The organism is Gammaproteobacteria bacterium, assembly GCA_019748175.1.
GTDB lineage: Bacteria > Pseudomonadota > Gammaproteobacteria > JAIEPX01 > JAIEPX01 > JAIEPX01.
This window is the reverse complement of sequence record JAIEPX010000012.1, coordinates 105034-117401: the sequence shown is the minus strand read 5'-3', so window position 1 is coordinate 117401 and position 12368 is coordinate 105034. Positions and strand designations below refer to the sequence as shown.

12 protein-coding genes are annotated in these 12368 nt (G+C 40.0%); 7 read left to right on the top strand and 5 right to left on the bottom strand.

Annotated features, from left to right (window positions below):
- Window positions 1-3: 3 nt before the first annotated feature.
- From K2X50_06735 to K2X50_06720, 4 genes are all read left to right on the top strand, one after another.
- Window positions 4-2430: an acyl-CoA dehydrogenase gene (locus K2X50_06735; protein MBX9586939.1), complete on the top strand. Its 2427-nt coding sequence runs from the start codon at window positions 4-6 to the stop codon at window positions 2428-2430.
- A 73-nt stretch (window positions 2431-2503) separates the two neighbouring features.
- Complete coding sequence (locus K2X50_06730; GenBank protein ID MBX9586938.1) at window positions 2504-3802, top strand: acetyl-CoA C-acetyltransferase; 1299 nt, start codon at window positions 2504-2506, stop codon at window positions 3800-3802.
- 19 nt (window positions 3803-3821) lie between these two features.
- Entirely contained in the window at window positions 3822-5906 is a 2085-nt protein-coding gene (locus K2X50_06725) for an enoyl-CoA hydratase/isomerase family protein (protein ID MBX9586937.1), read from the top strand.
- A 27-nt stretch (window positions 5907-5933) separates the two neighbouring features.
- Window positions 5934-6326 (top strand): acyl-CoA thioesterase, encoded by a 393-nt coding sequence (locus K2X50_06720; GenBank protein ID MBX9586936.1) that lies wholly within the window; start codon window positions 5934-5936, stop codon window positions 6324-6326.
- Window positions 6327-6402: 76 nt separating this feature from the next.
- On the opposite strand, the gene K2X50_06715 is transcribed toward K2X50_06720, so the two are convergent.
- From K2X50_06715 to K2X50_06695, 5 genes are read right to left on the bottom strand one after another with little or no spacing between them, the layout of a single operon-like run.
- Complete coding sequence (locus K2X50_06715) at window positions 6403-7116, bottom strand: dienelactone hydrolase family protein (GenBank protein ID MBX9586935.1); 714 nt, start codon at window positions 7114-7116, stop codon at window positions 6403-6405.
- Between the two features lie 2 nt (window positions 7117-7118).
- Window positions 7119-7205, bottom strand: a complete 87-nt coding sequence (cydX, locus tag K2X50_06710) for a cytochrome bd-I oxidase subunit CydX (protein ID MBX9586934.1) — start codon at window positions 7203-7205, stop codon at window positions 7119-7121.
- Window positions 7206-7222: 17 nt separating this feature from the next.
- Window positions 7223-8362: a cytochrome d ubiquinol oxidase subunit II gene (gene cydB, locus K2X50_06705; protein MBX9586933.1), complete on the bottom strand. Its 1140-nt coding sequence runs from the start codon at window positions 8360-8362 to the stop codon at window positions 7223-7225.
- The gene (locus K2X50_06700; protein MBX9586932.1) at window positions 8352-9929 is read right to left on the bottom strand and encodes a cytochrome ubiquinol oxidase subunit I; all 1578 of its coding nucleotides are present in this window, start codon (window positions 9927-9929) and stop codon (window positions 8352-8354) included. Before K2X50_06700 ends, cydB begins: the two co-directional genes overlap by 11 nt.
- Window positions 9913-10098 (bottom strand): hypothetical protein, encoded by a 186-nt coding sequence (locus tag K2X50_06695; protein MBX9586931.1) that lies wholly within the window; start codon window positions 10096-10098, stop codon window positions 9913-9915. Before K2X50_06695 ends, K2X50_06700 begins: the two co-directional genes overlap by 17 nt.
- 136 nt (window positions 10099-10234) lie before the next feature.
- Between K2X50_06695 and K2X50_06690 the strand changes: the two genes are divergently transcribed.
- The 3 genes from K2X50_06690 to nagZ are packed head-to-tail and all read left to right on the top strand — an operon-like array spanning window position 10235 to window position 12360.
- Window positions 10235-10717: a L,D-transpeptidase gene (locus K2X50_06690; protein MBX9586930.1), complete on the top strand. Its 483-nt coding sequence runs from the start codon at window positions 10235-10237 to the stop codon at window positions 10715-10717.
- Between the two features lie 51 nt (window positions 10718-10768).
- Window positions 10769-11383 (top strand): DUF924 domain-containing protein, encoded by a 615-nt coding sequence (locus K2X50_06685; GenBank protein MBX9586929.1) that lies wholly within the window; start codon window positions 10769-10771, stop codon window positions 11381-11383.
- On the top strand, window positions 11380-12360 hold the full coding sequence (nagZ, locus tag K2X50_06680; GenBank protein MBX9586928.1) for a beta-N-acetylhexosaminidase: 981 nt from the start codon (window positions 11380-11382) through the stop codon (window positions 12358-12360). The genes K2X50_06685 and nagZ overlap by 4 nt, the downstream gene beginning before the upstream one ends.
- Window positions 12361-12368: the final 8 nt, after the last annotated feature.

Genomic DNA, 12368 nt, shown 5'->3' with positions numbered 1-12368 from the left:
ACAATGGAACTGTTACTGTTCTTGGCAACTCTCTGGGCGTTGTTGTTTTATCGCATTCGTCTAAAACTCAGTTCTGTCATTCTTGTGATTCTGGGTTTCACATGTTGGTTTCTAGGTTTTCTTTCTGATACTTTTACCATTATTTTAGCCTCAGTATTCTTGCCACTTTTCTTAATTATTAATATTCCCTGGTTGCGTGCACATTTAATTTCGAAATTTATTTTGCATAAAGTAAAATCCAGCATCCCTCCGATCAGTAAGACAGAACATGAAGCCATCGCATCAGGAAGTACATGGTGGGAACGTGATTTATTTTGCGGGCGTCCCGAGTGGAATAAACTCCATACATTTGGACAACCTGTTTTATTGAGTGATGGCCGTGCATTTTTGGCTCAGCAAGTTCCAAACTTATGCTCGATGTTGGATGATTGGAAAATAACGCATGATCAATTTGATTTACCGCCGGAAGTGTGGGCTTTTTTAAAAAAAGAAAAATTTTTTGGGATGACGATTCCTAAACGCTATGGTGGGTTAGGATTTTCTGCGTATACCCATTCATGTGTAGTTACTATGATCGCTTCGCGAAGTTACAGCGCTGCGGTGTGTGTAATGGTTCCAAATTCACTGGGACCTGCTGAATTATTACAACATTTTGGTACTGAACCGCAACGTGAATATTATTTACCACGGTTAGCGAATGGCGATGAAATCCCCTGTTTTGCGTTAACAAGCCCCACAGCCGGAAGTGATGCGACTTCAATTATTGACACTGGCATTGTGTGCAAAGGAGTTTATCAAGGAAAAGAATGTCTGGGCTTAAAACTCAACTGGGATAAACGGTATATTACGTTAGCCCCTGTGGCGACATTAGCAGGAATTGCCATTCATGTGTACGATCCCGATCGTTTGCTTGCAGGTGAAACAGATATTGGAATCACCTTAGTTTTAGTCCCTACGAATTTACCGGGCATTGAACACGGTAAACGCCATCTGCCACTGCATCAAGCATTTATGAATGGACCGATTCAAGGAACAGATGTGTTTGTGCCTTTGGAGAACGTTATTGGTGGTGAAACAATGTTAGGAAAAGGTTGGCACATGATGACAGATTCGCTTGCGGTCGGACGTGGAATTTCACTGCCTGCAGTGAGCACAGCGGCTGCAATACTGTGTTATCGCATGACGGGTGCTTATGCTCGCGTGCGAGAGCAATTTGGACATCCAATAGGAGATTTTGAAGGTATCAAAATTGCTTTAGCCCGGATTGGGGCAGGCACATACATGTGTGAAGCCGCTCGTGTATTTACTACCGGTGCTATCGATAGCGGCGCTAAACCTTCGATTGCTAGTGCGATTACTAAATATCATCTGACTGAACTCAGTCGTAAAATTGTAAACGATGCCATGGATATTCACGCTGGAAGAACAATTATTTTAGGAGAGCACAATTATTTAGCGAATATTTATACAGCCATTCCAATCGGAATTACTGTAGAAGGTGCTAATATTCTTACTCGAAACTTAATTATTTTTGGACAAGGCGCTTTTCGTTGTCATCCGTATTTAGCTAAAGAGCTTGAAGCATTTTCATCTTCTGATCCGAAGAGAGGATTATTAAAATTTGATCGCCTTATTTTTAAGCATATTGGTTTTGCAATGTGCAATTTTTCACGAGCATTAGTTTATGGAATTACTAACGGAAAGAATATTTCCGTGCCTATCGATGGAGTTTTTAAACAATATTATCGTCAATTATCGAGAATGAGTATTGCACTATCAATTGTCGTTGATGTGGCATTATTATCTATTGGTGGGGAACTTAAACGTAAGGAAAATTTATCTGCTCGATTAGGTGATGTGTTAAGTTACTTATATTTAGCATCAGCTGTATTAAAATACTTTCGAGAAAACGGTCAAACTTTAGAAGATAGGCCATTCGCAGAATATTCACTGCAATGGTGTCTGTTTCAAACACAGTCAGCCCTTTTAGGTTTTTTAGATAATATGCCAAGCCATCGATGGCGTTGGATATTAAAAAAGACGATTTTCACCTGGGGCGCTCATTATAAGATGCCTAATGATGATTTAGCACTGCAAATTGCTAATGCAATGATGAAACCGGGTAGTCAGCGAGATCGATTAACGCAATTTTGCTTTATTAGTAAAGATCATAAAGATGCTGCCAATATTATGGAAAGAACCTTTATCGCTGCGGTTGAAACTGAAAATAGTTTGCTTAAAATTAAACAAGCGGTCAAACAATCTAAAATAGCTGCTGATTTATCAGTTGAAGAAAGAGTAAATAAGGCTCATGAGCTTGGCATTATCACATCAGAAGAAGCAGCACAGATCAAGGAATTCTACCAGTTACAAAATGAAGCTATTCAGGTGGATGTTTTAGAAGGGTTTGGGGTTAAGGAAAATCCTTAACCGGGAGATGCTTGATGTGTTGGAAAGTAAAAGTGTGTAAACTACCAGAAGTCTGTAAGAAAAAGGATTTACTATGACTGTAAAACAGGGATATCAACGAGATGTCTATATTATTGATGGAAGCCGAACCCCTTTTTTAAAAGCACGCGGTGAACCCGGACCCTTCAGTGCTTCTGATTTAGCGGTGAATGCAGGTCGGGAATTACTTGCACGACAACCTTTTTCACCTACTGAATTTGGAGAGGTCATTCTTGGTTGCGTCAGTCCCAGCGAGACAGAAGCTAACATAGCACGGATCATTGCATTGCGTTTAGGCTGTGGGAAATCAGTTCCTGCATGGACTGTGCAAAGAAATTGCGCTTCTGGTATGCAAGCCCTAGATTGTGCAGCCCAAGACATTGCTAGTGGACGTCACGATCTTGTTCTGGCAGGTGGTACTGAAGCCATGAGTCGAGCTCCACTGATTTGGAATAAAAAAGCTACGCAATGGTTTGCTGGATTAAGTAATGCGCGTAAACCTGTCGATAAATTAGCGAAATTAGCTGAATTTCGTTTCAATTTTTTACAACCTATTATTTCTATTCTTAGTGGATTAACAGATCCCGTTGTCGGTATTTCAATGGGGCAAACAGCTGAAAATTTAGCGGCTCGTTTTGGAATTACTCGTGAAGAAATGGATTCATTTTCGCTGCGTTCAAATGAACGCGTTGCTAAAGCACAAGCAGCAGGATTATTTTCAGAACTTGTACCCATGATAGGTTCGGATGGAAAATTATTTGGTTATGATGATGGTGTTCGACCCGATACTACAATGGAAAAATTAAATAGCCTCAAACCTTTTTTTGATAAGAAATTTGGTCAAATTACACCCGGTAATAGTTCGCAAATTACAGATGGCGCTGCGTTGGTGATTTTAGCCAGTGAAGATGCCGTCAAACGTTATAATTTACCTATAATGGGGCGTATTGTGGACTGCGAATGGGGGGCTTTAGACCCAGCGCAAATGGGATTAGGGCCTGTGTTTGCTGCAACCCCGATTATCAAACGACATCAATTAGCTCTAGAAGATATAGGTTGTTGGGAAATTAATGAAGCGTTTGCTGCACAAGTAATTGCCTGTCTTCGTGCCTGGGAAAGTGAAGAATTTTGTCAACAAGAATTAGGCTTAACGAAAGCATTTGGAAAAATAGATGAGAATTGTTTAAACGTTGATGGTGGTGCAATCGCTATGGGACATCCTGTAGGCGCAAGTGGTGCTCGAATAGTACTGCATTTACTCAATGTATTAAAACGTAAAAATGCTAAAACCGGAATGGCAGCGATTTGCATTGGTGGTGGGCAGGGCGGAGCAATGTTAATTGAATCACGTTGAAAATGAAGGAGACGCAAGGATGAAACAGACAGCTCACTATCAGCACTGGAAAATAGATCAGGATCAACAAGGTATTATGTGGGTCACATTCGATCGTCAGGATTCTAAAGTGAATACTTTAGGGAAAGCAGTATTAGAAGAGTTAAAAAATCTTGTAGAGAATATACCACCCACAGCAAAAGGTATTGTTTTTCAATCAGGAAAATCAACAGGATTTATTGCGGGTGCTGATATTACCGAGTTTGAGAATATTACCAGTGAAAAAGAGGCACTTGATTTTGTTGCTCGTGCGAAAACGACTTTTAATTCTATTGAAAAATTACCTATTACCACTGTTGCTTTAATTAATGGGTTTTGCTTGGGCGGCGGTTTCGAATTTGCATTAGCGTGTGATTATCGTATTGCACTCGATGATCCCAGCGTCCGAATTGGCTTACCAGAAGTTAAGCTTGGAATTTTGCCCGGTTGGGGAGGAACAGTACGATTACCACGATTGATAGGTGTACTGAATGCAATGAATATTATTTTACCGGGAAGTGCAGTTGATGCGTATAAAGCAAAAAAACTGGGGATGATCGATGATATTGCTCGCACAGATGACTTGTTAAAACGAGCGGCTGTTTATTACATAAACACAACGCCTCCCAAACATCAGCCTAGTTTTTTTCAGAATCTATTAGCACACAATTTATTGCGTTCGTTTGTTGCGAATCGATTAACTCAATCGGTCGCCAAAAAAGCCCCCCGCGAACATTATCCAGCTCCTTATTTAGTTATTGAAAATTGGCAACGTGATGGCGCTCAAGGTGAAGAGGCGATGGAACACGAGTCCAAAGCGATCGCAGAATTATTTTTTCATCCATCGACAGCGAGTTTAGTTCGCGCTTTCTTATTGCAATCACGTCTAAAAGAACAAGGTAAAAAACTGTTAACACCGATCAAGCATGTTCATGTGATTGGTGCGGGTACAATGGGTGGAGATATTGCATCCTGGTGTGCATTAAATGGTTATGCCGTAACATTACAAGATCAAACACCAGAAAAAATCGCACCTGCTATTAAACGCGCTTATGACTTATATCTGAAAAAATTAAAACAACCCCGAGTGGTTCAAGCCGCGATGGATAGATTGATGCCTGATACTAATGGATACGGTGTCAAACATGCGGACGTGATCATTGAAGCGATTTTTGAAGATCTTGAGGTGAAAAAAGCATTATATAAATCCTTAGAACCCAATATGAAATCGACTGCAATTTTAGCGACTAATACATCGAGTTTGCCGCTTGAGGAATTGTCTGTAGGATTAAAAAATCCAGAGCGATTAGTCGGTATACATTTTTTTAATCCGGTTTCATTGATGCAATTAGTAGAAGTTGTTCGTGGTAAAAATACGAGTGATGATACCTATAACCAAGCATTGGGATTCGTCACAAAAATAAAACGGTTACCATTACCCGTAATGAGCAGTCCTGGATTTCTTGTGAATCGTATATTAATGCCTTATTTACTCGAAGCGATTCAGCTATATGAAGAGGGTGTTGCACCCATGGCGATAGATAAAGCCGCCACTGATTTTGGAATGCCTATGGGACCTGTGGAGTTAGCCGATACAGTGGGCTTAGAAATTTGTCTATCAGTAGGCGAAATTTTATCGCATCATTTTTCAGTGCATATTCCAGAGTTATTGCGATCACGTGTACAAGAAAAAAAGCTGGGTCGTAAATCTGGACAAGGTTTTTACCAATATCGTGATGGCAAGCCAGTGAAGGTGCCTCTGTATCAAAATGCCGAAATTCCTGCCAATCTCACTGATCGATTAATATTACCGATGATTAACGAGTCAGTACGTTGTTGGCATGAAGGAATCGTGTCAGAAGAAGATTTTATCGATGCTGGTCTAATCTATGGAGTTGGATTTGCTCCATTTCGAGGTGGACCTATGCATTATATTGAGACAGAAGGTGCAGAAACTATTGTTCAAAGACTTGAAGATTTAGTGAAAGAATGCGGAGAGCGATTCAAACCTGATGCAGGTTGGCAAAAATTAATTAAACATCCGACTAAATCAGCATCAACTAAACAGTCGGTGAAAATAGAGTAAATAGGAATTCATGGAAGGAGTCTTATCATGCATGATCAAGAGTATATAGACAAACAACCGACATTACGTGTTACCACAATGCCTAATGACGCTAATGCTGCTGGCGATATATTTGGTGGCTGGCTGATGTCACAAATAGATATTGCTGGTGCAATTGAAGCTAAAGTACGAGCAAAAGGGCCTGTTGCTACGATCTCAGTAAAAGAATTAGTCTTTAATAAGCCTTTATTTGTTTACGATTTAGTGAGCTTTTATACTGATATTACTCGAGTAGGGACGACGTCAATAGAAGTTGCTGTAGAAGTATTTGCTCGACGTATGCGCGAAGGTGAATTTCAAACGATAAAAGTTGCATGGGCTACTTTTGTGTATGTTGCTATCAGCAAACCGGGTGTTAAACGAACTGTTCCAGCAGAATAAAATACTTCATTAAAGACGTTCGTGAAACAGGAATTATTTTTGACGATCTGGTAAAAAAATCTATTTTCGCATTTATTTACTCTGAAAAAATTTCTGCAAAAAAGTTTTTCATTGCTTGCCATGATCGCGTATCGGCTAATTTGTCGTAAATAAGTCCCAGTTTTTCATCGTGCGCTTGAGGATTGGTGAAAGCATGTTGAGTATTGCCGTAGGCATGAATTTGCCAATCGGCTTGAGCATTGGTCATTTCATCAGCAAAAGCGAGCAATTGATCAGGTTTTCCCATAGGATCATCATAGCCATGCAGAGCAAGGATTTTTGCAAGAATTTTTTTGTTGGTTGATGGCTCTGGTGCAGATAATAGCCCATGAAAACTGACGACACCTAAAATATCAGCGCCACTGCGAGCAAGATCTAGAACACATAGTCCTCCAAAACAAAATCCCATGGCAGCTATTCTTTTTGTATCGACTTGTTTTAAACTTTGTGCGGCATTCAATGCAGCGGTGATGCGTTGAGATAATAAGCTGCGATCGTGCATAAAGGGCGACATGAGTTCTGAATTTTCAGCATTTGATTTCCCCACTGTCGCGTTGCCATACATATCTAAAGCAAAGCCAATGTAGCCTAATTTAGCGATAGCTTCAGCTTTTTGACAGGCAAACTGATCGCGTCCTGCCCAGGCTGGTGCAATTAAAACAAGCGGGGCAGGCTCAGATGATTGAGGATATGCCACGTAGGCTTCGAGTGTAACATCACTATCTTGATAATTCAGAGTTTGAGTCGACATAATTAATTCTTTAATTCAAGCCACATTGCATTAAGGATTGAAAAAGTGCAAGCAAATCCAAGTCCTAAAATCCAACTAAAATACCACATTATGGGTTACCTCCAAATTAATATAATGTTTTATCATTACCTTTGATTTCTTCAACTGTAATAGGGCCACGCATTACTCTGATTACCCAGGAGGTGTAGATGAGAATAATGGGAAGAAAAATAGCTGTTGCATAGAGCATGATTGTCAGTGTGATCTGGCTAGATGATGAATCCCAGACGGCTAAACTTGCGGATGGAGTACTTGAAGATGGTAATATGATCGGAAACATACTAACACCGACAGTTGAAATAATTCCAAAAATACTCAGGCTGCTAAAAACCATCGATAATTTACTTCTCCACAATCCTGATAAAAGCATTGCGAATAGTGCGCCAGTAAATCCTAAAATAGGTGCAAGCAAAGTCCATGGTAATGCTGCATAATTTTTCAACCAGGCTCCGTTTTGTAATGACACGACTTTATGTAAGGGATTCGAAGGCCCTTCAGTTCCTAAGCTTGTGATGATGGTATAACCATCCAACTGTGAAATCCAATATCCGCCGGCTGCAAATAATAAGATAACGAGAAGTGACATTAATCGTGCGCTGAAGAGTGCGCGATTTCGAAGAGGCGCTTCTGTTTTAGTAGAGAGATAATAACCGCCTTGCATAATGATCATGGCAACGCTGAGAAGGCCGCATAAAAGTGCGAACGGATTTAATAATTGCCAAAAAGTACCGGTGTAAAACACGCGTAAATCGGGTGTAAAATGAAAGGGTACACCTTGCAACACATTACCTACAGCAACCCCAAAAATTAATGCACCAACAAATGCGGCGCCTGAGAGCAGACCATCCCATGTGTTTCGCCAGATTTTTTGTGGCATTTTTGAACGATATTTTATCGCGACGGGTCTTATAATAAATGTACACAGTAAAGCAAACATTGCGAGATAAAATCCAGAAAATGATACAGCATACAATGTTGGCCATGCCGCAAAAATTGCACCGCCACCTAAAATAAACCACACTTGATTACCTTCCCATACAGGTCCGAAGGTATTGATAATTACACGTCTTTCGTCATCAGTTCTTCCAACAAATGGAATTAATAGGGCAGAACCTAAATCATAGCCGTCCATGATGGAAAATCCGATGAGTAGAAGTCCTAACAGAACCCACCAAATTACTCGTAAAGTTGCGTAATCAAGCATAATCTGATCCTTTTGAAATGATTTTCTGATCGTCACCGCTGTTATAGTTCATTCCTTCAGGTCCCAATTTAATGTATTTCACCATCAAATAGAATTCAACGATGGCTAAGACCGAGTAAAATACTATAAATCCTGAAAGCGAAGTCCAAAGTTGTTGAGTAGTGACTGATGATGTTCCCATGAAAGTGGGTAATACACCTTCGATTACCCAGGGTTGACGACCGTTTTCAGCAATAAACCAACCTAATTCACTGGCAATCCAAGGCAACGGTAAGGAATATAAAGCGAGTCTGTGATACCAACGAACAGAAGTAATTCGTCGACGAGTAGTTAAATAGAAACCATAACCAAAAAATAAAATAAAGAAAAATCCACAGGCGACCATTAATCGGAATGAGAAAAAAATCGGTAGTACATTGGGAACTGTAGACCATGCAGCTTTATCAATTTCTTCTGTGCCTGCTTTAGCTGGATCATCAATGAATTTTTTCAATAATAAGCCATAGCCTAAATCATTAGCGTTGTCTTCTAATATTTTTTTCGCAGCAGAATTGGTAGGATCTTTTTGAAGTGTATTCAAAGCAACGTAGGCTTTCATTCCGTTGGCAATTCTAGGTTTTGAAGCTTGTACTAGCTCAACAATTCCTGGCAATTGTTCGTCAATTGAGCGAGTGGTAATTAGCCCTAACAGGTAGGGGATTTCAAGTTTGTAATGGGTTGTTTGAGAATCAATATCTGGTATCCCGAATACGGTAATCGCTGCAGGAGCCGGTTCTGTATGCCACATGGCTTCCATTGCAGCCACTTTCATATGCTGATGTGAAGTTGCTAAATATCCACTTTCATCACCCAGTACAACTACTGAAAGTGCTGTCGCTAATCCAAATGAGGCTGCAACAGTCATGGAACGTTTTGCAAATTCAATATTTCGTTTACGCAATAAATAATACGCGCTGATTGACATTACAAACATAGCTCCAGTGACATACCCAGCGCTGATGGTATGGACAAATTTGGCTTGCGCTACGGGATTAAAAAACACCTCAGAAAAATTCGTAATTTCCATTCGCATGGTTTCAAAATTAAATTTTGAACCTACAGGATGTTGCATCCAGGCATTAGCAATTAAAATCCACAATGCAGATAAACTTGAGCCTAATGCGACCAGCCAAGTGACAATGAGATGTTGTATTTTTGATAATCGTTTCCAACCGAAAAAGAATAATCCGACGAAGGTGGCTTCTAAAAAGAAAGCCATAAGTCCTTCAATAGCAAGTATGGAACCAAAAATATCGCCTACATAGTGAGAATAATAAGCCCAATTTGTGCCAAATTGAAATTCCATGGTGACGCCCGTGGCGACTCCCATGGCAAAATTAATGCCAAAAAGAACGCCCCAAAATTTTGTCATGTCGCGCCAAATTTCGCGATTAGTCATTACATAAACAGTTTCCATAATCCCTAATAAGACTGACAATCCTAGTGTCAGAGGCACAAAAATAAAGTGGTACATTGCCGTTGTGGCAAATTGCAAACGCGATAACATTACAATATCAAGGGCCATCATGATCACCTATGTAGTTACGGTCTATTAGTAAATGTTGGGTAGTCGTCTTATTGTTTACGGAATGGGTTAATGAATGCGAAAAACACAATTTCCAAAGCAACCACAAAAGCGCCACCTTGAGCACTAATGCTGCAGCAATTTCCCAGCGTAAATGACTTAAACGGTTCGTCATTAAATCACCCTATATATCATTACATTAACCATCATACCGTTATGGATTAGTTATATGCAAGTAATTATCATAAATAATAATGGTGATCATTCTCATTATCAGTTAAAATATAGTAGATTTTATAGAGGAGATAATTGTGACTGAACGCAATTTATTCATTGATGTTCCATCTCAGCAATTGAGATATATGATTGGCGACAAGGTAGAAAAAACTTATAGCATTGCTACTGCGTTGAAAGGTCTAGGCGAAGAAGAAGGCAGTGAGTGTACTCCACGAGGGTGGCATGCTATTCATCAAAAAATTGGTGAAAATGACCTGTCGGGAACAGTTTACGTCGGAAGAAGGCCAACGGGTGAAATCTATTCTCCTGACCTTGCCCAAGCTCATCCACAACGTGATTGGATCATCACGCGGATTCTCTGGCTAACCGGGCTGGAAGAGGGTAAAAACTTGGGTGGAACGGTTGATACCTTGAGCAGATACATTTATATTCATGGTTGCCCTGATGAGATAGAATTAGGCAAACCTTCTTCTCATGGATGCGTGCGTATGCACAGCGCGGACATTATTGATTTATTTGACCGCGTAGCTGTTGGCACAAAGGTTTTGATTATCTAATCCCAGGACTTACCGATTAACAGATTAAATGAAATTTTTTGAGAGAGCGTTATGGAACAACAAGAGATGATTGATACAGTTTTGCATTTTTGGTTCGGTCATATTGAAAGCACAGTATTACCTACACAAGAGAGGACGCGAATTTGGTTTGGCGCAACCCCTGACGGTGATCAAGAAATCATTGATCAATTCAAGAAAAATATTGAAGATGCTATTTGCGGTAATTTCGATACTTGGGAATCGGAACCACGTGGTAGTTTGGCATTAATAATTATTCTTGATCAGTTTTCACGCAGTATCTTTAGAAAATCTGCAATGGCTTTTACACAAGATCAAAAAGCATTGGATGTTTGTATTCGCGGAATTGAACGTCAATATGATCACGAATTAAGTCTGATTGAGAGAGCATTTTTCTATATGCCTCTTATGCATTCGGAAAATCGTGAGATGCAAGCAACATCTGTACGTGCATTCAAAATGTTAGTCGATTTATCTTTTCCAGAAGCTCGGTCGATTTATGACAATTTCTTTGAATACGCACTACATCATTTTGAAATCATCGAAAAATTTGGACGATTTCCTCATCGTAATGCCATTATGGGTCGCACTTCCTCAAAAGAAGAAGAAGAGTTTCTAAGCAAAAGCAAAGAGGGCTTTGGGCAATGAAAAAATTGAATATTGGACAGGTGATGTTGGATGTTGAAGGGCTATCACTCTCACCGGAAGATGAAATTATTTTACAGCATCCACAAGTGGGTGGCTTTATACTTTTTCGTCGGAATTATTCGAATAAAAAACAAGTGAGTGAATTAATCTCACATATAAAGTCAATTAATCCGAATATCATCATTGCAGTCGATCAAGAAGGTGGACGCGTACAGCGTTTTATAGAAGGATTTACTCGACTAGCGCCTTTGGGTGATTTAGGAAATATCTACAGTGAAAATCCTGAACAAGCATTTGCTTTAGTGAAAGACCATGCTCTTACCATGGCAAATGAATTAATAGATGTCGGTGTGGATTTAAGTTTCACTCCAGTTTTAGATCGTAATATTGGTGTGAGTTCAGTAATCGGTGACCGTAGTTTTCATGCAGAAACGGATGTTATTGTCGCATTAGCGGGCGCCTATATTAGTGCTATGCATGAAGCGGGAATGCCTGCAACAGGAAAACATTTCCCTGGGCATGGCGCAGTTGTGGCAGATTCACATATTGATCTTCCCGTAGATACTCGCGATTTCGCTACGATTTGTGCCACTGATTTAGTGCCGTTTAAAGCACTTGCTTCGCAACTGGATGCCGTAATGATTGCTCATGTAGTCTATCAACAAGTCAGTGATTTACCAGCAGGGTTTGATCATTTTTGGCTTAATGATGTGCTTCGAGATCAATGCGGATTTGAAGGCGTTGTGTTTAGTGATGCACTGGATATGGGTGCTTTGAAAAATAGTGGATCTATGAGTCAACGGGCAGATCTAGCATTACAGGCTGGTTGTGATATGGTGCTAGTGTGTAATGATCGTGCAGGTGCAATAGAAGTGCTTGAACATTTAGGCGATAAATTTAATCCTATTGCTCAACAGCGTATACAAAAGCTCTTGAATCGAAAATCCGCTAAAACAGAACTCGCAGAGAATTATTAGGAGATATG